Source organism: Lentzea flaviverrucosa (assembly GCF_003350445.1).
Classification (GTDB): Bacteria; Actinomycetota; Actinomycetes; order Mycobacteriales; family Pseudonocardiaceae; genus Lentzea; species Lentzea californiensis.
The window spans coordinates 74,880-96,063 of the sequence record NZ_QQAU01000006.1 but is presented as its reverse complement, the minus strand read 5'-3'; the positions used below and the strand labels follow the sequence as shown (position 1 = coordinate 96,063).

General features: G+C 69.0%; 25 protein-coding genes. 14 read left to right on the top strand and 11 right to left on the bottom strand.

The features are described from left to right. Positions 1–139: 139 nt before the first annotated feature. On the bottom strand, positions 140–514 hold the full coding sequence (locus tag DFR72_RS20185; RefSeq protein WP_090067824.1) for an FKBP-type peptidyl-prolyl cis-trans isomerase: 375 nt from the start codon (positions 512–514) through the stop codon (positions 140–142). Positions 515–683: 169 nt separating this feature from the next. On the opposite strand from DFR72_RS20185, the gene DFR72_RS20180 reads away from it, so the two are divergent. Together DFR72_RS20180 and DFR72_RS20175 are read left to right on the top strand one after the other, a co-directional pair. After that, positions 684–1,490: a S1 family peptidase gene (locus DFR72_RS20180; RefSeq protein ID WP_090067826.1), complete on the top strand. Its 807-nt coding sequence runs from the start codon at positions 684–686 to the stop codon at positions 1,488–1,490. 55 nt (positions 1,491–1,545) lie between these two features. Further along, a complete protein-coding gene (locus DFR72_RS20175; RefSeq protein WP_090067828.1) occupies positions 1,546–3,510 on the top strand; it encodes a beta-propeller domain-containing protein in 1,965 nt (654 codons plus the stop codon). Here the strand turns inward: DFR72_RS20175 and DFR72_RS20170 are convergent. After that, the gene (locus DFR72_RS20170; RefSeq protein ID WP_090067830.1) at positions 3,500–4,255 is read right to left on the bottom strand and encodes an EI24 domain-containing protein; all 756 of its coding nucleotides are present in this window, start codon (positions 4,253–4,255) and stop codon (positions 3,500–3,502) included. The two genes, DFR72_RS20175 and DFR72_RS20170, sit on opposite strands and share 11 nt — an antisense overlap. 99 nt (positions 4,256–4,354) lie before the next feature. Here DFR72_RS20170 and DFR72_RS20165 point away from each other — a divergent pair, with 99 nt between their 5' ends. After that, on the top strand, positions 4,355–5,611 hold the full coding sequence (locus tag DFR72_RS20165; RefSeq protein ID WP_090067832.1) for a helix-turn-helix domain-containing protein: 1,257 nt from the start codon (positions 4,355–4,357) through the stop codon (positions 5,609–5,611). A 63-nt stretch (positions 5,612–5,674) separates the two neighbouring features. Next, complete coding sequence (locus DFR72_RS20160; RefSeq protein WP_170176331.1) at positions 5,675–5,881, top strand: hypothetical protein; 207 nt, start codon at positions 5,675–5,677, stop codon at positions 5,879–5,881. On the opposite strand, the gene DFR72_RS20155 is transcribed toward DFR72_RS20160, so the two are convergent. Further along, on the bottom strand, positions 5,878–6,621 hold the full coding sequence (locus tag DFR72_RS20155; protein ID WP_211335464.1) for a GNAT family N-acetyltransferase: 744 nt from the start codon (positions 6,619–6,621) through the stop codon (positions 5,878–5,880). The two genes, DFR72_RS20160 and DFR72_RS20155, sit on opposite strands and share 4 nt — an antisense overlap. Positions 6,622–6,682: 61 nt before the next feature. Here DFR72_RS20155 and DFR72_RS20150 point away from each other — a divergent pair, with 61 nt between their 5' ends. Next, the gene (locus tag DFR72_RS20150; RefSeq protein ID WP_090067836.1) at positions 6,683–7,048 is read left to right on the top strand and encodes a hypothetical protein; all 366 of its coding nucleotides are present in this window, start codon (positions 6,683–6,685) and stop codon (positions 7,046–7,048) included. Here the strand turns inward: DFR72_RS20150 and DFR72_RS20145 are convergent. Beyond that, positions 7,019–7,939 (bottom strand): YihY/virulence factor BrkB family protein, encoded by a 921-nt coding sequence (locus DFR72_RS20145; RefSeq protein ID WP_245983217.1) that lies wholly within the window; start codon positions 7,937–7,939, stop codon positions 7,019–7,021. The genes DFR72_RS20150 and DFR72_RS20145 overlap by 30 nt on opposite strands. Further along, on the bottom strand, positions 7,926–8,111 hold the full coding sequence (locus tag DFR72_RS20140) for a hypothetical protein (protein WP_090067841.1): 186 nt from the start codon (positions 8,109–8,111) through the stop codon (positions 7,926–7,928). The genes DFR72_RS20145 and DFR72_RS20140 overlap by 14 nt, the downstream gene beginning before the upstream one ends. Positions 8,112–8,192: 81 nt before the next feature. Here DFR72_RS20140 and DFR72_RS20135 point away from each other — a divergent pair, with 81 nt between their 5' ends. After that, positions 8,193–9,806, top strand: a complete 1,614-nt coding sequence (locus DFR72_RS20135; protein ID WP_090067843.1) for a hypothetical protein — start codon at positions 8,193–8,195, stop codon at positions 9,804–9,806. Here DFR72_RS20135 and DFR72_RS20130 read toward each other — a convergent pair. From DFR72_RS20130 to DFR72_RS20115, 4 genes are read right to left on the bottom strand one after another with little or no spacing between them, the layout of a single operon-like run. Further along, the gene (locus DFR72_RS20130; RefSeq protein ID WP_090068026.1) at positions 9,799–10,941 is read right to left on the bottom strand and encodes a cysteine desulfurase-like protein; all 1,143 of its coding nucleotides are present in this window, start codon (positions 10,939–10,941) and stop codon (positions 9,799–9,801) included. The genes DFR72_RS20135 and DFR72_RS20130 overlap by 8 nt on opposite strands. Positions 10,942–10,945: 4 nt before the next feature. Continuing rightward, positions 10,946–11,542, bottom strand: coding sequence for a TetR/AcrR family transcriptional regulator (locus DFR72_RS20125; RefSeq protein ID WP_090067845.1), 597 nt, complete (start codon positions 11,540–11,542; stop codon positions 10,946–10,948). Then, complete coding sequence (locus tag DFR72_RS20120; RefSeq protein ID WP_143086813.1) at positions 11,530–12,195, bottom strand: YqeB family protein; 666 nt, start codon at positions 12,193–12,195, stop codon at positions 11,530–11,532. The genes DFR72_RS20125 and DFR72_RS20120 overlap by 13 nt, the downstream gene beginning before the upstream one ends. 38 nt (positions 12,196–12,233) lie before the next feature. Then, a complete protein-coding gene (locus DFR72_RS20115) occupies positions 12,234–13,376 on the bottom strand; it encodes a GNAT family N-acetyltransferase (protein WP_245983216.1) in 1,143 nt (380 codons plus the stop codon). A gap of 54 nt (positions 13,377–13,430) precedes the next feature. Between DFR72_RS20115 and DFR72_RS20110 the strand changes: the two genes are divergently transcribed. The 3 genes from DFR72_RS20110 (at position 13,431) to DFR72_RS47750 (ending at position 16,134) form a co-directional block, all read left to right on the top strand. Beyond that, positions 13,431–13,934: a DinB family protein gene (locus tag DFR72_RS20110; RefSeq protein ID WP_090068028.1), complete on the top strand. Its 504-nt coding sequence runs from the start codon at positions 13,431–13,433 to the stop codon at positions 13,932–13,934. Positions 13,935–14,014: 80 nt separating this feature from the next. Beyond that, a complete protein-coding gene (locus DFR72_RS20105) occupies positions 14,015–14,920 on the top strand; it encodes an NADP-dependent oxidoreductase (RefSeq protein WP_090067848.1) in 906 nt (301 codons plus the stop codon). Between the two features lie 71 nt (positions 14,921–14,991). After that, positions 14,992–16,134, top strand: coding sequence for an endonuclease (locus DFR72_RS47750; RefSeq protein WP_090068032.1), 1,143 nt, complete (start codon positions 14,992–14,994; stop codon positions 16,132–16,134). Here the strand turns inward: DFR72_RS47750 and DFR72_RS20095 are convergent. Further along, a complete protein-coding gene (locus tag DFR72_RS20095; RefSeq protein ID WP_245983213.1) occupies positions 16,121–16,567 on the bottom strand; it encodes an NUDIX hydrolase in 447 nt (148 codons plus the stop codon). The genes DFR72_RS47750 and DFR72_RS20095 overlap by 14 nt on opposite strands. 10 nt (positions 16,568–16,577) lie before the next feature. Here DFR72_RS20095 and DFR72_RS20090 point away from each other — a divergent pair, with 10 nt between their 5' ends. Then, positions 16,578–17,639, top strand: coding sequence for a DNA polymerase IV (locus DFR72_RS20090; RefSeq protein ID WP_090067852.1), 1,062 nt, complete (start codon positions 16,578–16,580; stop codon positions 17,637–17,639). Positions 17,640–17,667: 28 nt separating this feature from the next. Further along, on the top strand, positions 17,668–17,880 hold the full coding sequence (locus tag DFR72_RS20085) for a hypothetical protein (RefSeq protein ID WP_090067855.1): 213 nt from the start codon (positions 17,668–17,670) through the stop codon (positions 17,878–17,880). Here the strand turns inward: DFR72_RS20085 and DFR72_RS20080 are convergent. Further along, positions 17,859–18,599, bottom strand: coding sequence for a class I SAM-dependent methyltransferase (locus DFR72_RS20080; protein ID WP_090067857.1), 741 nt, complete (start codon positions 18,597–18,599; stop codon positions 17,859–17,861). The genes DFR72_RS20085 and DFR72_RS20080 overlap by 22 nt on opposite strands. 45 nt (positions 18,600–18,644) lie before the next feature. Here DFR72_RS20080 and DFR72_RS20075 point away from each other — a divergent pair, with 45 nt between their 5' ends. The 3 genes from DFR72_RS20075 to DFR72_RS20065 all read left to right on the top strand — a co-directional run bounded on the left by DFR72_RS20075 (position 18,645) and on the right by DFR72_RS20065 (position 20,917). Further along, positions 18,645–19,472, top strand: a complete 828-nt coding sequence (locus DFR72_RS20075) for a hypothetical protein (RefSeq protein WP_090067859.1) — start codon at positions 18,645–18,647, stop codon at positions 19,470–19,472. 229 nt (positions 19,473–19,701) lie between these two features. Further along, positions 19,702–19,881: a DUF397 domain-containing protein gene (locus tag DFR72_RS47925; protein WP_090067861.1), complete on the top strand. Its 180-nt coding sequence runs from the start codon at positions 19,702–19,704 to the stop codon at positions 19,879–19,881. A 181-nt stretch (positions 19,882–20,062) separates the two neighbouring features. Next, positions 20,063–20,917 (top strand): helix-turn-helix domain-containing protein, encoded by an 855-nt coding sequence (locus tag DFR72_RS20065; RefSeq protein ID WP_256239437.1) that lies wholly within the window; start codon positions 20,063–20,065, stop codon positions 20,915–20,917. Positions 20,918–21,184 lie beyond the last annotated feature (267 nt).

The window sequence follows — 21,184 nt, the reverse complement described above, 5'->3', positions numbered from 1 at the left end:
TGTTCCCTCCTGAGGCGGCGGCGGACTCAAAGGATGACGCAGCCGGGTCCGATCCAGTTCCAGCCCCGGGTCAAATCGGCCACGCAGACCAGCGGCGTTCCACCGATCGGACCAGTGAAACGCCGCTGTGCTGACCGTACTAGTTCACGCCCAGCAGGTCGACGACGAAGATCAGCGTCTCGCCGGGCTTGATCACGCCACCGGCGCCGCGGTCGCCGTAGCCCAGGTGCGCCGGGATGACCAGCTTGCGGCGGCCACCGACCTTCATGCCCTGCACGCCCTGGTCCCAGCCGGCGATGACACGGCCGCCACCGAGCGGGAACTGGAACGCCTCGCCGCGGTCCCAGGACGCGTCGAACTGCTCGCCGGTGGAGTGCGAGACTCCGACGTAGTGCACGGAGACGAACTGACCGGCCGTGGCCTCCGCACCGTCGCCAACGGTGATGTCCTCGATCAGCAGGTCGGCGGGCGCCGGGCCGTCGTGCGGGTCGACCTCAGGCTTCGTGGGGGCCATCACAACTTCCTCTCGGAACGGGGTTGTTCGCGGTCGATCCAATCACGCGGGGGCGCGCGCGGCCGAATGGCCTACGCGGACCAGCCCTACCCGGTTCCGGCGGGGACATGTCTTTCTTGAACGACCACCGGCCCTGCGGCCGGGGGCACAACAGAAGAAGGAGATGATCATGGCGGCAACCCTGCACCGCCTCCGGTCACTGCTCGGCGCGGCACTGGCGGCGGCAACGCTGTCCATGGCCTGCGTCAGCGTGGCCGAAGCAGCTCCGGCCCCCACCTCCGACGGCGAGTTCGGCACCCAGATCGTCGGCGGCACGCGCGCGAGCACGTCCACCTACCCCTGGGTCGTCTACCTGGCCACGAGCAGCGGTTTCCAGTACTGCGGCGGCACTCTCGTCGCTCCCGACAAGGTCGTCACCGCCGCGCACTGCACCGTGGGCGACTCGGCGTCCGCGGTACGGGTCGTGGCGGGCCGCGACGACAAGAACTCCACCGCGGGCACCGTCGCGCGCGTCACGAGGATCTGGATCCACCCGAGCTACCGCGACGTGACCCGCGGCTACGACGTCTCGGTGCTCACGCTCGACCGCAACCTGTCGCAGACCCCGATCCCGTTCGCCACCTCGGCGGACAGCGCGCTCTACACCGCGGGCACCAGCTCGACGATCCTCGGCTGGGGCACCACGTCCTCCGGTGGCTCGGCCTCGCGCTACCTGCTGCGGGCCACCGTGCCGCTGACCAGCAACTCCAGCTGCACCGGCTCGTACGGCAGCGACTTCAATTCCACGCACATGGTGTGCGCGGGCTACGCCCAGGGCGGCACCGACACGTGCCAGGGCGACTCCGGCGGCCCGCTCGTGGCCGGCGGCAAGCTGATCGGCATCACGTCGTGGGGCGAGGGTTGTGCGGCCGCCGGTTACCCCGGCGTCTACGCCCGCGTCTCCACCTACGCGGCGCAGATCCAGGCCCAGCTGTAGGAGAAAGGCCGGGAAGGGCGGCAACCCTTCCCGGCCCCGCTTACGTCCTGATGACATGAACGGCAAGAAGCTGTTGGCCGGTACCGCCGTGCTGGCCGTCGCCGGAGTGTGCGTGAGCTCCGCGGTGCGGGACGAGATCCCCGCGCCACCACCGATCGTGGACCACGGGCCGGTGCGTCTCGTCGCGTTCGACTCGTGCGACAACGCGGTGGCCGAACTACGCCGCGCCATGGCCCCGTACGTCAGCGCGTACGGCCTCGGGCGCGGCAACATCATGTACGCCGAGGGCATGGCGACGGACAGCAGCGCGGGGGTCGCGCAGAAGAGCGTGCCCGACGCGCCCACCGCCGCCACGCCGCCCGCGCAGCAGCAGGGTCATTCGACGACCAACGTCCACGAGCAGGGTGTCGACGAGCCGGACATCGTGAAGACGGACGGGAAACGCGTCGTCTCCATCGCCGGCGGCAAGCTGCGCGTGATCGACGTCGCGGGCAAGGCCGTCACCGGCACCGTCGACCTCGGCGAGCGCCACGCGAGCCAGTTGCTGGTCTCCGGCGACCGCGCGCTGGTGGTCACCGAGAACCCCGTGCCGATGATGAAGCCGACGAGGCCGACCGGCCGCCCGTCGTTCGCCCCCGAGGCCGGCACCGAGCTGGTCCTCGTGGACCTCAAGGGGCTCAAGGAGATCAGCAGCCTCAAGACCGACGGCTTCTACCTCGACGCCCGCCAGATCGGCGGCACCGCCCGTGTCGTCGTCCGCTCGCAGCCGCGCATGCCGTGGGTGTACCCGGACGAGACGATGAACGACGCGGGATCGTTGCGCCGCAACAGGGAGATCCTGCAAACCGAACCCATCACGTCGTGGCTGCCGCGCTACGAGCTCGACGAGAGCGGCGCCAAGTCGAGCGGAACCCTGGTCGACTGCGCGAACGTCAGCCACCCCGTCGTGCACTCGGGCACGTCGATGCTGACCGTGCTGACGTTCGACCTCTCCGGCAAGCTCGGCACCGGTCAGCCGGTCTCGATCGTGGCCGACGGTGACACCGTCTACGGCACCGACCGCAGCCTCTACATCGCCGACGACCACCGCCTGCTGCCCGAACTGCCCTCCCGGCCACCGGTCCAGCGCCCGATCACGACGGCGATCCACCAGTTCGACATCAGCGCGTCCGGACCGCCGAAGCACGTCGCGTCCGGCGACGTCAACGGCACGCTGCTCAACCAGTACTCGCTGTCCGAGCACGAGGGCGTGCTGCGCGTCGCCACCACCACGGGCACCGAGAGCCGTTGCTGCTGGCGGATGCCGGCGGACGTCGTGCCGCAGCAGCAAGCCGCGCCACCGCCGTCGGAGAGCTTCGTCACCACGCTGCGCCGTGACGGCAACCAGCTCACGAAGCTCGGCCAGGCAGGCGGGCTGGGCAAGGGCGAGCGGATCTACAGCGTGCGGTTCATCGGCAAGATGGGCTACGTCGTCACGTTCCGCCAGACCGACCCGCTCTACACGCTCGACCTCAGCGATCCCCGGCAGCCCAGGGTCATGGGCGAGCTGAAGATCAACGGGTTCTCCGCCTACCTGCACCCGGCGGGGGACGGCAGGCTCATCGGCGTCGGCCAGGAGGCGACCGACCAGGGCAGGACGACGGGCACCCAGGTGTCGTTGTTCGACGTGGCCAATCCCGCGTCACCGCAACGGATCGCGCAGTACCACCTGCCGGGCACCGACTCCGAGGCCCAGTTCGACCCGCACGCGTTCCTCTTCTGGCCGCAGGACGGCACCCTGGTGATCCCCGTGGCGTCGTACAAGGCGCGCTACGAGGTCTCCTCGCTGGTGCTGCGCGTCGACGGCGGCCAGTTGCGCGACGGCGGCAAGATCGTCGAACCGTCCAGCCAGGACTTCGGCGGCGGACAGAGGCGCACGATCGTGATCGGCGACCAGCTGTGGTCGATCTCCAACGCGGGCGTGCAGGTCAACGCGCGCAACGGCCTGGCCCAGCAGGCCTGGCTGCCGTTCACGCGGTAGCGCGGTCCCCGTTGAGCAGGCGGTGCGCCAGCACCGTGCCGCCTGCCATCGCCGCCGGGATCACGACCAGCGCGGCGAGCGGGACCAGGCACAGCAGGTAGGTGGGGACGGCGAGCCCGAGGACCAGCCCGCGCCGCGTCGCGAGGATCTGCCTGCGCTGCTTGAACGTCCGGCCGCGGCGGGTGAACGGGATGCCGGTGAGCTCGATGCCGAGCAGGTAGCCGTTGATGCACACGGCCACCACCGGCACGACCGTCTGCCCGACGACGGGGATGAACCCGCAGAGGAACAGCGGGATCGCGAACAGGATCGACGTGCCCACGAGCAGGAGCGTGCTGCGCAGCCCCACGACGAACCCGCGCCACCAGCCGATCTGCTCCGCCTCCGGCACACCGCCGAGCTCGTCCTCGACCTCTTCGGAGATGTACTCGTAGAACGGGCCGCCGATCATGATCGTGATCGCGGTGAACAGCAGCACGCTCAGCCCGAGGCCGGCCGCGATCACCGAAATTCCGACGGCGACCTCGGCGACGTTCTTCCAGGTGTCGCTCCACGAGTCCGCGAAGCCCGTCAGCCAGTCGGCGACCGAGTCGATGTTCGTGAACAGGAACACCCAGCCGGTGATCATCAGCGCGGCCGTGATGACCGCGGGCAACGCGCCGACCAGCACGCGCTTGGGCGAGCTGAACACCAGGCTGAACCCACGCAGCAGCAGACCGACACCGGCACCGAAGTCCTTGATCACGCGCGCAGGATAGTCGGTTTCGTCCCCTGCCGAGACGAGGTGGAGTGATTTCGCCGCGAGCGGCATGATGGCGGCTCCCGAGCGTGGGAGGCGTCGAGGTTGAGCGACCCCGTTGTGAACGCCGTCGTCCCGGACGGGCCGCTGCCGGTGCTGCCTCCGTCCACCTGGGAGGCGAAGGCCGTGCGGGACGCGGTCGCCGCGGAGTCGCCCGGCGCCGTGATCGCGATCGCGCGCAGGGCCCACGGACTGCGCCAGGACGAACTGGGCGCGCTGGCCGGGTTCTCCCAGTCGGCGATCTCACGGCTCGAGTCCGGCAGCAACATCGCCTACGACCTGCGCGTTCTGCGCACGTTGCAACGGCTGCTCGGCGTGCCCGCCCACCTGCTCGGGCTGACCGACCGCACGGTGCCGATGAGGTCCGGCGACCTGGTGGCCGGCCTGGAGGGCAAGGCGCTCATGGCGTTGTGCGCCTCCGCCGTCTTCAACGCGGACAGCGAGGACGACGCGGTGAGCCAATTGCTCGTGCTGCGCCGGATCGTCAACGACGCGCACAACTGGCGCGCGACCGGCGCCCTCATGCCCGCTGTTCGCGGCATGTACGACGTCATCGACGCGTTGCGCCGCAACGCGCGTGGCGAAGTCCGCCGGCGGTTGCTCGGCACGGGCGCGATGTACGCGGAGTTCTACGGCTGGCTGCACGAGGAGGTCGGCGACCTCCGCAACGCGGCCGCGTGGACGTCGCGGGCGCGGGAACAGGGGAAGGCCGCGGACGACGGCGACGTCGTCGCGTACTGCTCCGTGCGGCTGAGCCAGCTCGCGGAGGCGGACGGCGACGACGACCGCGTGATCGGCCTGGCGCGCGCCGCCCAGCGTGAGAGCGGAGTGAGCCCGGTCGTGCGCGCGATGGCGTTGCGGCAGGAGGCGCGCGGTCTCGCACGGGCGGGCCAGGAGGCGTGCATGGCGCGGTTCGACCTCGCACAGGCGTTGGTGCTGGAGGTTCGTCCGCCGCAGTCCGACGAATACTCGATCGGCTACTGCTTCACCGACCTGCACGTTCAGCTGCAACGCGCCGCGAGTCTCGTCGACCTCGCCGACCACCGTCGCGCCATCGACGTCTACACGCAGCTCATGCCGCGGTGGGGCAGCGCGTGCCAGTGGGAACAGGGCGTGCACACGGCCACCCTCGCCTACGCGCACGCCGCCAGTGGTGACGTGGAGCGGGCCGCCGAGCTGGGGTTCGCCGCACTGGACCTGGCCAGGGCGACGGGCTCGCAGCTCGTCGTGAACGAGTTGGCCAGGCTCGGGCCGTGGGCCGCGACGCCCGCGATGGCCGAGCTCACGGCGCAACTCCGGTAGCTGCCGCATGCGAGTTCCGCATATACGGACCGCGAACCACCGTGCGGCCGCCACGATCTACGGATGGCTGTACTGCTGGTCCGCAAGCGTGCGGGTGTCGTAGGAGAGACACAGCGCACGTGCCACCTCGTGCCCGTGCCCGACGGCGACACACCGCTCGCGTTGACCGCCTACTGCGGCGAACTCATCCGTCAGGGCGAGGCCGAACTGCTCGACCGGCCGTCCGGCATGCCGTGCGTCGACTGCCTGTTCCGCGTGCCGGAGGCCTAGGCCGAAGCGATGCAGGCGGTGGCGACCCGGCGGAAGCCGACGCGCTCGTAGACCCGCGCGATCTCCTGGCTGCCGGCCGACAGGAACACCAGTTCCGCGCCCCTCTCAAGGGCATCACGTGCCAGTTCCGCGGTGACCGCGCCACCGAGGCCGCGTCGCCGTGCCGCCGGCAACGTGCCGATGCCCACGATCTCCACGACGTCACCCGCCCGTTGCGCGGTGCCCACCGCCAGCACGCCCTCGCCGGGCAGGTCGGCCACCGCGTGCCGGTGCCGGGTGCTCGTGGGCGTGGCGCTCGCGAGTTCCGCGTCCCGTTCCGCCGTCCCGGCCCCACCCGGCGCCGTGCCCGGTGACGAGAACGCCAGCTGTGCCACGACGGACACCTCGGCGGGGCTCGTGCCGATCACGCGCACGTGCGGATGCGGCTCCGGCAGCTTCTCGGGGTCGAGCACCAGCAACGGAGCTTGGAGCACCTCCAAGCCGGCCTGCCGGGCGACGTCGAGCAGGCCCGGCGTCGTCTCGTGCACCCACTCGAACGCTTCGGGCACACCGATTTCGCGTTGCCGTTCGCGCACCTTCAAGACCTCGGCGACCGTCGGCTGTCCGCCGGGGAACCGGGGACGCGCGTAGTACGGGTAGCCGTCGCCCGCTTGGACGAACAGCACCAGGTCGCCGTGTTCCTCAACGCGAGATCCCGGTCGGGGCACAGAGTCGTAAAACTCTTCCAGAATGGTGAGCACGAAGGATCACGCTAGCTACCTTTGGCGGTATGACGCACGGCAATTACCGCAGCGAACTGTCATGAGGTCCCTGGCGGCGCTCGTCGCCCTGCTCCTGGTCCTCACCGGCTGTGGCGGCGACGGCGAGGACCGGTTCGCGAGACCCGGTGCGCCCAAGCCGTCGCCGAGCGGGAAGTTCGTCGCGCACGCCGAGAGCGCGAGCGAGGTGCGGGTGACCGACCGCAACGGCGGCGACGTGTTCCGCAAGTCCTACGAGTACGCGACCAGCTCGCGGGCGGACGGCATCGGCGTCGTGTGGCTGTCCAAGCAGGACCAGCTGTGGGTGCTGGTCCCCGGTGACACCAGCGAACGCATCGAGGCCGGGCCCGACGGGGTGTGGAAGGCGGTCGAGGCCGAGTTACCCGGGGAGATCACGCGGCTCGGGTGAGGGGTCCTCCTCGCCCTGCTCGAGCCTCCTGCCGCGCTCCAGCTCCGCGTCGAACTCGGCGCCGAGCAGCACGGCGATGTTCGAGATCCACAGCCACACCAGGAAGACGATCACACCACCGAGCGAGCCGTAGGTCTTGTTGTAGGACGCGAAGTTCGCCACGTAGATCGCGAAACCGACGGTCGCGAGCGCCCACAGCGCGATCGCGAGCAGGCTGCCGGGGCTGACCCAGCGGAAGCCGGGTTGGCGCACGTTCGGCGCCGCCCAGTACAGGATCGCGAACGCCAGGCTCACGAGCAGCAGGATGACCGGCCACTTCGCGATGTCCCAGACCGTGACCACGGTGTCGCCGAGCCCGATCGCGTTGCCGAGCGCGTCCGCGACGCCGCCCGTCAGCACGAGCGCGCCGAGCGTGAGCGACACCAGCACCACCGAGCCCAGCGTCAGCGCGAGCCGCAGCGGCACGATCTTCCAGAACGGCCGGCCCTCCTCGACGTCGTAGACGGCGTTGCAGGCGCGCATGAACGCACCGAGGTAGCCCGACGCGGTCCAGAGCGCGGTCAGCAGACCGACGACGCCCAGCAGGCTGGCGGCGTTCTGGCTCTTCTGGAGCTCCTCGATGGACGACTTCACCACGTCCCCGGCCTGACCGGGCGCTACCTGGTCGACGTACTTCATCAGCTCCTGCGTCGTCGTGTCGCCGAGCAGCGCGAGCACGGACGTCAGGACGATGATGCCGGGGAACAACGACAGCACCGCGTAGTAGGTGAGCGCGGCCGCCCAGTCCGTCAGGTTGTCGTCGCTGAACTCTTTGACAGTCCGCTTGAGAACGCCCCACCAGGCGCCTTTCGGCAACCTGGTGGGACTTTTGACGGTCTTACCTGCGGGCACGACGCCATCCAAAGGAACGAGTGCCGGCGCCGACACCGGCGAGGTGCAATGCGAGCAGCAACAGTCCGAGCACGACCAGGGTGTTGACCGTGATCACTTCACCGAGCGCCGCCTTCGCCAGATCCAGGATCAGGGCGAGGCCGAAAGAGACTGCGGCGATGATGGCCAGCATGTGTCCACCTCCGTATTGGTTGAGGTGCGGATACCCACTTCGTTGAGGGGGAATCGCGCCGTTCGGAGCAATGGACGTGCCATGATCGGTCCCGTGGACGTCCAGCGCTGGCAAGCAGCCGCGGTTCCGTGGTGGGTGACCAAGGTCGGGCTCGTCGGTGGGTGGATCGCCGCCTTCTACTTCGCCGTGAGCGCGAACGAGGCCCCGTGCACGGCCGCGCAGCCGTGCCTGCCGGACCCGCTGTTCTCCCTCGCGGTGGTGCCGTTGCTGGCGACGCCGTTGTTGCTGCTGTTCAACCGCGTGCTCACGGGCTGTGCGATGGGCGTGCTGTTCGGAGTGCTGGACATCGCGCTCGACGGCAGTGCGGTGGCGAACCTGGCGTTCGGGCTGCACGCCGGCGCGTGTGCGTTGGTCGCGGTGTGGACGGTCAGGGCGCGTGCGGACCAGCACGAGGCGGCGGGCGCGGCGATCGTCTCCCTGCCGGACCTGCCGCCGCAACGCGGAGTTCTGCGCGTCGTCGCCGTGCTGCTGGTCGTGTTCGGGTTCCTGACCTTCGTCCAGTACGGCCTCACCAACGACGCGATCGAGCAGCACATCGCGAACGCCAGCCGCGTCGAGGCCCAGGTCGTCGAGATCAAGGACACCTACGAGGTGTGGGTGGAGCTGCCGGACCGGCAGCGCACCGCGTTCCAGCCGCTCGCGCCGGAGTCCTACCAGGTCGGCGACGCGGTGCCGGTGCTCGCGGACGGCACGTGGGTGCGGATGGAGAACGAGCCCGAGGACGTCACGTGGTGGCTGACCATCGGGGGCGCCGCGGTGTTCTTCGCGATCATGATGGCCGCGCGGGAACGCCGCCGCCGCGCGTTGTGGTCGGGCCCGGTGAAGGCGATCCGGCTGCAGGCGCGTCCGCTCGGACCTCGCCGGATCCTGTTGCGGTACGGCAAGGAGGACATCGCCACCGTCACCACGCTCGCCGACCTGGGGCTGGAGGAGCCGCTCTACCACGACACCGAGCAGTTCGGCCGGGTGTGGCGCGGCGAGGAGGACCCGCCGCTGCGGCTCGACCCGGCCGAGGTCCTCGTCGCGGGGGAGTGGCACCACGGCGGCCAGGTGGCGTTGCTGGTCGAGGGGGAGGTCGTGGCGACGAGCACGCTGAACCGCGTCCGCCCGCGCCACACCGTCCACAGTGCACACCTGCCGGGCGTGCCGGTCACTGCGGGCACGCCGGTCGACCTGCCGCACGCGATCTGGCCGGGCGACCGGCGGCGGATCGAGGGCGTGGTGCTGCTGCTCGGCGCCGCCGGTGCGCTGATCGCGCTGAAGTTCTACCCGGAGCTGATCGTGCTCGGGCTGATCGGCGTGCAGTGCGTCCTGTCCGCGGTGACGCGGTTCCAGCCGATGCTGCGCCTCGACCACAACTCGGTCGTGCTCTACACCGGCGTCTTCACCTACCGCGTGCCGTGGGCGCAGCTGCACGGCGTGCGGCGGTCCGGCCCCCAGCTCATGCTCGCGTTCGGCCCGCACGGCGACGTTCTCACGACACCGCACCTGCCGGACGAGGAGGCGGGCGAGAAGCTGATGTGGGCGCGCGCCCGGTCGTTGGTCGCCGAGCACCCCGGCGACCGCGTGACGCGCAAGCTCAACATCAGCGTGCTCATCGGCGCGGCCTACGCCGCGCTGGTCCTGTTCATCTGAGCTTGGCCACGGCCTGGAGCAGACGATCCACATCGGACTCGTCGGTGTACGGCCCGATGCCCGCCCGCACCGCGCCCTTGTCGCCCAGGCCGAGCCACCGCGAGCACTCGAGCGCGTAGAAGTGGCCGGCGGGCGCGTTCACGCCCTCGGCCCCGAGCCTGCGGTAGACCTCGGCCGGGTCCAGCCCGTCGACGGAGAACAGCACGGTCGGCGTGCGCGACGAGGCCTTGCTGTAGATGCGCGCGCCGAGTTCCCGCAGCCCGGTCTCCAGCTGCTCGCGGAGGCCGAGCTCGTGCTCCTCCAGGCCTTCCAGCGACCGCATGAACTCCACGGCCGCGGTCGTCCCGGCGAGCAGCTCGTACGGCAGCGTGCCCAGCTCGAACCGTTCCGGCACGGCGTTGCTCGACGGCAGCAGCTTGTCCGGCCGCAACGTCTCCAGCAGCTCCGGTGCCGCCGCCAGCACGCCGAGGTGCGGGCCGAGGAACTTGTACGGCGAGCACACGAAGAAGTCGGCGTCCAAGGCCTCGACGTCGACGGGCACGTGCGGTGTGTAGTGCACGCCGTCGACGTAGACGAACGCCGCCGCCTCGTGCGCCGCCCGCGCGACCTCCGCGATGTCCGGGCGCGTGCCGAGCAGGTTCGACGCCGCCGTGATCGCGACGACGCGGGTGCGGTCGGACAGCAGCTTCGTCACCGACTCGACGGGGAGCTCACCGGTCGTGCGGTCGAACGGCGCCCATCGCACCGTGGCCCGCGCGGCCTCGGCGGCCTGCACCCACGGCCTGATGTTCGCGTCGTGGTCGATCCTGGTCACGATGATCTCGTCGCCCGGCCGCCAGTTCTTCGACAGCGTGCGGGCGAAGTCGTAGGTCAGCTGGGTCATGCTGCGCCCGAACACGATGCTGCCGGCGTTGAGGAACTCCGCCATCGTGCGCCGTGCGGTCCGCACGATCTCCTCGGCCCGGCGCTCGGCGGCCGTGACGCCGCCCCGGTTGGAGACCGCCGAGATCAGGGTGTTCCTGACCGCCTCGGCCACGACGTCGGGCACCTGCGCGCCGCCGGGCCCGTCGAAGTGCGCGGCACCCTCGCGCAACGCGGGGAAGTGGGCGCGGACCGCAGCGACGTCGTAAGCCATGCCCTCATGGTGCTTCAGCACCCACGAATCGGGAAAGGATCAACCGGAGGGTCCTCACCTGTTCGTTCGCGTCGAAGTCCGGGTCGATCAGCCTGCCGAACAGGCCGTCGACCAGCCCCTGCGCCCAGCTCGCGGCCGTCAGCGCGCTCACCGGGAGCGCGATCTGGCCCGCGTCGTGCGCCTGCTGGAGCAGGGCGGCGAGTTCGTCGCGCACAGCCTGTTCGTTGCGGCCGGCCAGCTCCCACAGCTCCGGATCGCGGCTGGCCTGCGTCACGACCTCCAGCACCAGCCCGGCCACGGACCTGTCCAGCGCGGGTTCGCACAGATGGCCGATCACCAGCAGGACGCCGTCCCACGGGCTCAGCTCGCGGGCTCGGGCGAACACGGCCGCGTTGTCCCCGGCGTCCTGCACGAAGATCTCGCGGAAGATCGCCCGCTTGGTGGGGAAGTAGTGGAAGAGGCTGCCGGTGCTGATGTCCGCGGCCCTGCAGATGTCCGCGACGGTCGTGCGTTCGAAACCCTTCTGCGCGAACAACCCCGCCGCGGTGTCGGTGATGTGCCGCTTCTTCTCCGCGTGCTTGACCGGGTCTACCGTTCGCACCTGTAGTACTGCCTCTTCTTCTCGTCCCGCACGGAGACGCCGCGTTTGCGGATCTCCCGCGCCAGTTCTGCGGCCTCCTCGTGCTCGTACTTCGAGATGGCCTTGCGGCGGGCGGTGAACAGCGCGTTCACGTCCGCCGTCAGTTCGGGCGAGTGCTCGACCCACATCCGGAACTCCTTCGCGAACGGGTCCGCTGCGCGCCACCGGTAGCCCTGCTCGGTGAAGGCGTGTTCGAGCCTCGCCCTGCTCAGATCGGACTTCTCGCGGGCCAGTTCCGTGCCGCTCGGGGAGAGCAGCACGAGCTGCTTGCCGTCCGCGAACACCGACTCGACCTCGTCGCGGCCGAAGTCGAACGTCTTGTCGTCCTTGCGCAGCGTGATCCGCGCGTGCGAGACCTCGACCGACATCATCTCGCTCGCCCAGAACAGCGCGAACACGAAGCCCGCGACCGCGCCGACCGCGAGCCCTCCGATCGTCCGCCACGGCTGCTGGATGTCCGTGACCAGCTCGAACACGCCTTGGAACGGGAACCAGCCCAGGGTCGTGATCCACCCGGCTGCCAGCGTGAGCCCCCACGCCGCGGCGGCGCCGGCGGCCGGGCACGCGACCCAGATGCCGTACCGGACCGCTGCGGCCTCCTGCACAGTCGTCATGCGGCCAATAGTAGACCGAGCGCTCGGTTTATTCTGGGTTACGGCAGGTAGAAGGTCAGCAGATCGCTCGTGACCGGCGGGAAAAGCCTGGTCATCAAGTCTTCTTTCGGGCCGGGGTAGACGTCGGAGAAGCGGCGGCGCAGCCCGTCCATGCCGTGCGGGCCGAACAGCAACGGCGCCAGCAGGTCCGGTGCGATTCCCGCGCCGCCCTGCGAACCGGGGCCGAGCAACGTGCCGCCCCACTCGTACGGGCCGATCTCCTCGCCGTCCCAGCGGAAGCGGACGTGCGTGCGGTAGAAGCCGAGCACCACCTCGTCGGGATCATGGCCCCGCAGGCGTTGCGCGAAGACCGGCCGGAGGTGGTCGAGCAGTCTCGGGATGCTCGGGATGCGCACCATGTACTGGTTCAGGTCCGCGGGCCCGGCCGCCAGGTGTTCTTCCAGCGCCGGGTGCCGTTCTCCGACCTCGGCCGGGTTCACGAGCGCCACCAGCGCCTTCACCGCGTCGTCGTCGATGCCGGCGATCTCGCCGAGCACGACGTCGCCTTCCTCCTCCGGCGTGCTGCGGCCCGTGGCGACCGGCACGCCGTCGCGTTCGACGATCCACGTGGTCGAGCCGGTGCGGTTGATCAGCCAGCGCCAGCACGGCGTCGTGTGGGCCACGCGCAGGTCGGCGCCCTGCTGCGCGTCGTCCTGGAACCGGTCGAGCACCGGGATGTCGGCCTCTGTCGCGCGCCGGATCGTGTGTCCCGCAAGGGGTTCGGGCCTGCGGGCGAGCTTGCGCGTCTGCTTGAACGGGATCGAGTAGGTGTAGCCGAACTGCCGGTAGAAGTACGGGACGCCCATCAGGAACTGCACCAGGTGGCCGCGTTCGGCCGACCTCTCGTTCGTCCAGTCCATCAGCTGCCGGACCAGGCCCCTGCCCTCGTACTCGGTGTCGGTGGCCACCTGTTCGATCTGTCCCGCCGGGATGCCGACGCCGGCGAGAGTCATCGTCTCGTCCATCAGCGTGATGGTGGAGACGATCCGGCCGCCGTCGTCGGCGACCCCGACCCAGTCGCACCCCGCGTCCGGATCGGTCATCAGCAGGCGGGCGTCGACGCCGTCACTGGGATCCATGCGCGAGACGACGAGCTTCTCGACCTGGTCCACGTCTTCGGGGCGCGAGGTGCGAATCTCCACGCCCGAAGTGTTTCCAGGGCGGTGGTTGTCCGCAAACGGATTTACCGTCGGGGCATGGACTGGAACAAGCAGTTGACGGACCAGCTCGAGTTCCACTGGACCGTGCAGGCGCGGCCTCGGCTGGAAGGCATGACCGACGAGGAGTACCTCTGGCAGCCGGTGCCCGGCGCCTGGACCGTCCACGAGGACAACTCGATCGACTGGCAGTACCCCGTGCCCGAACCGGCGCCGGTCACCACGATCGCGTGGCGGATGGCGCACATCATCGTCGGCGTGTTCAACGCGCGCACGGCCTCGCACTTCGGTGGCCCGCCCGCTGACTACGCGACCTGGCAGTTCGCTCAGAGCGCCGACGAGGCGTTGAAACAGCTGGACGACGCGTACGAGGCGTGGATGGCCGGCGCGCGCACGGCGGATCTGTCGAAGGCCGTCGGTCCGGCGGAAGGGCCGTTCGCGGAGGAGCCGATGGCGACCCTGGTGCTGCACATCAACCGCGAGGTCATCCACCACCTCGCAGAAGTCGCACTGCTCCGCGACCTGTATCTGAGGGAGAGTTAGTCACCATTAAGTGCCTACTTTCTAGAAGTTGGCGCTAACTGCAGGATGGTCCCTGGTGAAGACGTTGAAGGGGGATCATCGTGCGAGTCATAACGCAGAAGACCGTGGGCGACGCGTCCGTGCTGGAGGTCGCGGAGGTGGCGACGCCCGTGGCCGGACCGGGTGAGGTGCTGGTCAAGGTGGGTGCGGCGGGCGTGAACCCGGTCGACACCTACATCCGCGGCGGCGGGTTCCCGGCGCTCGGCGAGCCGCCGTTCACGCTGGGCTGGGACGTCGCGGGCACCGTCGAGCACGCCGCCGAGGGGTTCGCGGCCGGTGACGAGGTCTACGGAATGCTCGACTTCCCCGGCACTGGCGGTGGGTACGCCGAGTACGCCGTGGTGAAGGCCTCCAACCTCGTGAAGAGGCCCGCGTGGCTGACCGTCGAACAGGCCGGTGCGGCACCGTTGGTGGCGCTCACCGCCTGGCAGACGCTCGTCGGCAGGGGTGGTGTTTCCGCCGGCCAGCGGGTGCTGATCCACGCCGCGGCCGGTGGTGTCGGGCACGTCGCGGTGCAGATCGCCAAGGCTCTTGGCGCGTACGTCATCGGTACGGCGTCGGCGGCCAAGCACGACTTCGTGCGGTCGCTCGGCGCGGACGAGGTCGTCGACTACCGCCACCAGGACTTCACCGGGATCGAGCCGGTCGACGTCGTGCTGGACACGATCGGCGGCGAGTACGCCGGGCGGTCCGCGAAGGTGGTCAAGCCGGGAGGCGTGCTCGTGTCGACCGTCCCGGGCAACCCGGGTTTTGACGTTGACCGAGCTTCCGGGCTCGGAATCCGGTTCGAGCTGTTCCTGAGCGTCACCGCGTCCGGTGCCGAGCTCGCCGCGTTGCCGCAGCTCAGGGTGCAGATCGATCACGCGGTGCCGCTGGCTGATGCCACGAAGGCCCACGAACTGGTCGAGTCCGGCCGGACCACGGGCAAGGTCGTCCTGGTGCCGTGACCCCTCGTTAACCATTCGTTGACCATGTACACCGATCGTGTGCGAAACATCCACACGATCGGGGAGTGCTCATGGCACGGTGGAGTCCACTTGCTTTAGTCGTCGCTTTGCTGGCGGCGGTCGGCCTGTACGGGTCGACCGCCGCTGTCGCAGCAGCTCCGCTCACTGTCGCGCAGGCGATCGCGACCCAGAACGGGTCGTCGGCGACTGTCCGCGGGTACGTCGTCGGCCAACCCACGGCCACGACGACCGTCGTACGTTCGGGTTATCCGAACGACTACGCGCTCGCCCTGGCCGACTCGGCGTCCACGACCAGCACTTCGAGCATGGTCTACGTGCAGATCCCGTCGTCGTTCCGCGCGGCGTGGGGCATGAGGACGAACCCGTCGCTGCTGGGCAAGCAGATCGACGTGACGGGCTCCCTGAGCGCGTACTTCTCGCACGCCGGCCTGACCTCGGCCACGGCGTTCGCGTTCGCCGGCACGACCCCGCCGACCAGCGGCACGACCACCCCGCCACCCTCGGACTGCCTCGCCTACTACGCGGCAGCCTGCGGCAAGTCCGGTGCGGCGCTGAAGTCGGCGTTGAACGGCATCATCCGCAGCCAGACCAAGCTGACTTACGCGCAGGTCTGGGAGGCGTTGAAGGTCACCGACCAGGACCCGAACAACTCGGCGAACGTGATTTTGTTGTACAGCGGCACTTCCCGCTCGAAGACGGACAACGGCGGTGACCAGAACGACTGGAACCGCGAGCACGTCTGGCCCCAGTCGCACGGCGACTTCGGGACCTCCGCCGGAATTGGCACCGACCTGCACCACCTGCGACCGGAAGACGTGACGGTGAACGGGGTCCGCGGCAACCTGGACTTCGACAACGGCGGCACCCAGACCCACCCCGAAGCGCCCGGCAACGTCTTCGACTCCGACTCGTGGGAGCCGCGCAACGCCGTGAAGGGCGACGTCGCGCGCATGCTGTTCTACATGGCCGTGCGCTACGAAAGCGGCGACCAGTTGAACCTGGAGCTCAACAACTCGACGTCCAACAGCTCACAGCCGTACATGGGCAAGCTGTCGGTCCTCAAGCAGTGGAACCTGCAGGACCCGCCGGACGCGTTCGAGCAGCGGCGCAACCAGGTGATCTTCGACAGCTACCAGCGCAACCGCAACCCGTTCATCGACAACCACAAGTGGGCGGACCTCATTTGGCCGTGAGGCGTTCGAGGAAGGGGCGCTGCGCGGAGACGATCTTCGCGCTCGCCTCTTCGACGCTGAACCACTGGACCCGGTCGACCTCGGGGAACGTCTTGCGCTGACCCGACTTCGGCGGCCACTCCATCTCGAACGTGCCCGGCGTGACGGCCTCGGGGTCCAGGTCGCCTTCGAGCGCCCAGACCGTGATGACCTTGCCGGAGCCCTTGGCCTCGCCGAGCGGGACGAGGTCGCCGTGCGGCACCGGCAGCCCGAGCTCCTCCTCGAACTCCCTGCGCGCGGCGGCCTCGGGCGTCTCGTCGTCGGTGTACTCGCCCTTCGGCACGGACCACGCGCCGGCGTCCTTGCGGGCCCAGAACGGGCCACCCATGTGCCCGAGGAGCACCTCGAGCTGCTCGCGCCTTCTGAAGAGCAGGATCCCGGCCGACCGTTTCATACTGTCCAGCATGGCGGACTGGGTCCTGCACGTGGACCTCGACCAGTTCATCGCGGCGGTCGAGGTGCTGCGCGACCCGTCGTTGCGCGGCAGGCCCGTGGTGGTCGGCGGCAACGGCGACCCGACCGAACGCGCGGTCGTGGCCACCGCGTCCTACGAGGCGCGCGAGTTCGGGGTGCGCTCGGGACTGCCGCTGCGGACCGCGTTCAGGAAGCTGCCCGACGCCGTCTACCTGCCGGTGGACCACGCGCTGTACGAGGCCGCGTCGGCGGACGTGATGGCCGTGCTGCGCTCGTTCCCCGTGGTCGTCGAGGTGATGGGGTGGGACGAGGCGTTCGTGGGCGTCTCGGCGGACGACCCGGCGGCGTTCGCGCGGTCGTTGCAGGCGGCGGTGCTGCAGAAGACCGGTCTGCACTGCTCGGTGGGCATCGGCGACAACAAGCTGCGGGCCAAGATCGCGACCGAGTTCGGCAAGCCCGCCGGAGTCTTCCAGCTCACGCGGGAGAACTGGGTGGAGGTGATGGGGCACCGGCCGACGTCCGCGCTGTGGGGGATCGGCGCGAAGACCGAGCGCAAGCTCGCCGAACTCGGCTTCGTGACCGTGACTGACCTGGCCTCCGCGCCGGTGGAGGAGCTGGCCCTGCGTTTCGGCCCGCGGATGGGTCCCTACTACCGGACCGTCGCCCAGGGCGCGGGAGACACGGTCGTGAGCGCGACGCCGTGGGTGGTGAAGTCCCGGTCGCACGAGAAGACCTTCCAGCAGGACCTCGTGTCGATGGAGGACATCCGCCGCGAGGTCGTGGCGCTGGCGCACCAGGTGGCCGTCGACGTGGTCGCCGAGGGACGTCCTGTCGTGCGCGTGGGCGTGAAGGTGCGGTTCGTGCCGTTCTTCACGAAGGTGCGGCTGATGAAGCTACCTGCGCCGACGTCCTCCGCCGACGAGCTGGCGGCGGCCGCCCTGGTCGTGCTGGACCGCTTCGAACACGGCCGTGCCGTTCGTCTTCTCGGAGTACGCGCGGAATTCTCTGACGATGATGTCGAACCGAAACCTTCTCCTTCGACGTATCAGTAAGTAGAGGATTCACCGCTAGGAGAAGAAGATGACCGAATCATCGCTCACACACCGCGACCGGGCCGTTCTCAGAGCAGTCGCCGACGGCCGCTGCGAGATCGCCGGAAGCTCTCTGCTCGTCGACGGCCTCTGCTGCGCCGACCAGTTCGCCGGACTGCGCCTGAGGACAGCGGGCCTGATCAGCACCCGTCCAGGCCCTGCCGCGCTGACCACGGCGGGCTACGAGGTGCTCGCGGCCTGACTTTTGCGGAAGAGTGACATCAGGTACTTGTTCGAAAACCGATAGCCGCCGTCCGGAGTTCGGAACGGTTCAACCGCGGCCTTGATTTTTTCCGCGACTTCTTCTTCGCCCTCGCTCTCGATGACGCGCTGGTAGCTGCCCACACTCAGGAAGCTGCGCAGCATCGTGGCCTCGTCGGGATGCACCAGAGGAATGTCGATCGTCAGTTCCTCCTGCGGCTCGGGCAGCGTCGCGCCCCTGCGCCCGCTCGTCCCGCGCACGGCCCTGCCGACGACCAGCAGATCGCTCGGGATCTCCGGATGCCACTGGCACACGACCACGTAGTCCTTGCTGACCCGGACAGCCTCCGCGAACGCCTCGTCGGGGTCCCGTGCGAAGAACAGCGCGTTGAACGCCGTCACGACGTCGAACGTCCCGTCCTCCCAGGGCAACCGCCCCAGCGGCAGCTCGTGGAACTCGGCGGTGCTCGCCTGCCGCGCCAGCGCGATCATGGCCGGCGAGATGTCGATCCCGGTCGCCTTCGCGCCCGCTTCCGTTGCGGCGGCGCAGAACTCGCCGCTGCCGCACGCCAGGTCGAGCACCTTCGTGCCCTCCGTGATGCCCGTGCGTTCGATCGCGGTCTTCCAGGCGGGCATGGACATCTTGGCGCCGAGTTCCGCGCGCTGCGCGGCCTTGCGGCCCCACCGCTCGCCTTCCTGGGCTGCCGGGGTGTCGGTCATGGCTCCGACCCTAATCCGCTGGCGGGGGCGTGGATCATGGCAGGCATGGGTGTCCTGGCGCGGGTACTGCGATCGGTGGGCGGCGACGAGGTGCTGGACCGGCTCGCGGGCCTGCCCGGCAGTGATCTGACGAGTCTGCTGCTCGCGCTGGCGCGGCGGCGTGCCGGTGCGCTGTCGGCCACGGACGTGTTGCGGCAGTACCGCTCCGACCGGTTCGTTGCGCCTTCGCCGGTGCCGTTCGCCGTGCTGCGCGCGGCGGAGGACCGGCTGCTGGCCGCGTTGCCGTCGTCGTTCTCGGTGCTGGCCCTTGCTCCTGTGGCGCCGCTGGGGACGTGCTCCGCTGTGGCCGAGATGGACCAGAACAACATCGTGTCGACCATGCGCGGCACCGAGGTCGCCGCCGACCCGACGAACGCGCTGGCGCTGGAAGCCGCTCTGCTGCGGCAGTCAGGGCCGGACGACGTACGGCTGGCGGCGGTGCAGCGCGTGGTGCGGGCGCAGTTGTTCAGCGGTGCCGGGAGGTTCGCGCACTTCTCATTGTTCGCGGCCGTGTCGGCTGGGCGTGCGCGTGGATCGCTCGACTTCGAGCTCGAGCACTTCGCCGAGCACATCGCGTTCCTGCGCTCCGCCTGTGGCGACGTCGAGTTCCGCGTGACCGTGCTGGATCCTCGGTTCGAGGCGGTGCGCGGTGATCTGCCCGCAGACCCGTCGCGGCGGACCGGGTACTACAAGGGCTTGTGCTTCAAGGTGTTCCGCGACGGTGTGGAGATCGGTGACGGCGGGTTCGTCGACTGGACCGCGCGGTTGACGGGCAACCGCAAGGAACGGCTGCTGATCAGCGGTGTGGGCGTCGACCGGTTCGCCACGCTCTGATTCCAAGTCATGTCAACGGGTTCCGCATGCGCGGTGTCCTTGATATGTCCTCTTTCCCTTGCTGCGGCGTACCTCTGGCGGTGTTGATGACCGTCTTCGTTGATTTATTCTGAGTTGTGGCCTCATCGGGCTGGAGGCGTTCCCTCCGCCGCCCTCCCGGGGTGCACGCGGGCGGGCCGGGCCGAGGACTGTGGGTTCGGTCGGGGACCCCGTGCGATGGGAGCGGCGAATGGCTTCAGAGCTCAGGTGGATCCGTAGCTCGTACAGCGACTCTTCTGCATCAACCTGCGTCGAATGCGCCAGTAACGGCGCGACCGTGTGGGTCAGGGACTCCAAGGATGTCAGCCGGCGATTCGGCGTTCCGTTGGTGAGCTGGCGTGCGTTTCTGATGGCCTTGTCCCACGAGTGAGTCGTCACCCGACCAGCGGGTGAAGCCATGATCAACCGACGGCGTGGCTCGCACACATGTTCGTCTGATCTGATAGGTCTCCTTCTGCTGTGTGCCAAATGGTTGACAGCACTACGATGACGCGCTATATGCGCGCTACCATTCTGCTAGTACGCAGAATGAAGGGAGACGTGTTACCGTCGTGAACAGTCCCGTTGTTCTGCAAAAACGCCTGCTCGATGAACTTCGGCAGATGCGGGACGATCTAGATCTCACCCAGCAAGCCGTCGCGGACGCGCTCGACTGGTCCGTCTCGAAGCTGATCAGAGTCGAGAAGGGCGAGAACAAGGTCTCGGTCACCGACGTCCAGGCCCTGCTGTTCCACTACGGGGTGACGGACAAGGAGCGAGTCGACGAGCTCGTCGGGATGGCCAGGGCCATCAAGCGTTCGCGTTCCGCGTGGATGGACAAGTACAAGGGCTTCTTCAGCGAGCAGTTCGCACGGTTCCTGGAACTCGAGACATCCGCCATTCGCGTTCGGCAATGTCAGCTCAACGTCGTTCCTGGCCTGCTGCAGATCTCGGACTACGCACGCGTTCTGGTCGCGGCCAACGCCCCCAACGAGGACAGCGTCGCGCGGGGTGTCGAGATCCGTCTGCACCGCCAGTCGATGCTGGAGCCAGGCGGCCCTGAGATCTTCATCGTCCTCGACGAGGCCGTGCTGCACCGGGTCATCGGTAGCGAGGACCTGTTGCGGCGCCAGCTCGTGAGGATCAAGGAGGTCGCCGCGCTGCCGCAGGTGACGATCCAGGTCCTGCCGTTCGCCAAGGGCATCCACCCGGCGATGAAGAGTTCGTTCTCCATCCTCGACTTCTCCGAGGACGAGGACGACTTCGCGTTGCTGATCGAGCAGCCGTACAAGGACAACCTGCTCACCGCGGGACCTGAGCTGAAGGAGTACCTGAACTACTTCTACCAGCTGGAGAAGTTCGCCCTGCCGGCGAGCGAGACCCCGAACGTGATCGACCGGCGACTGGAAGAGCTGGGAGGCGTTTGATCGATGAGGCCGGGCGGGTGGCTGCTGGAACAGCCACCTGCCCGATGGCAACCAATACCGGCCCCGAGTCCCATGAGGCGAGGCAATGCCGCCGTCCGTCAGCGTATGACGTTCGACCCCTGATGAGTTCCGCCATCCAGGTCCCCTTCAGGTGATTGGCCCTCGCCGCACTGATCCAGCACGGATCTGTTCGTCGACCCAGTCCCCAGGAGGCGCTCCATGTGCAGCAGCACCAGAAATCCCATCCTTCCCCTCACTCCCTGCGCG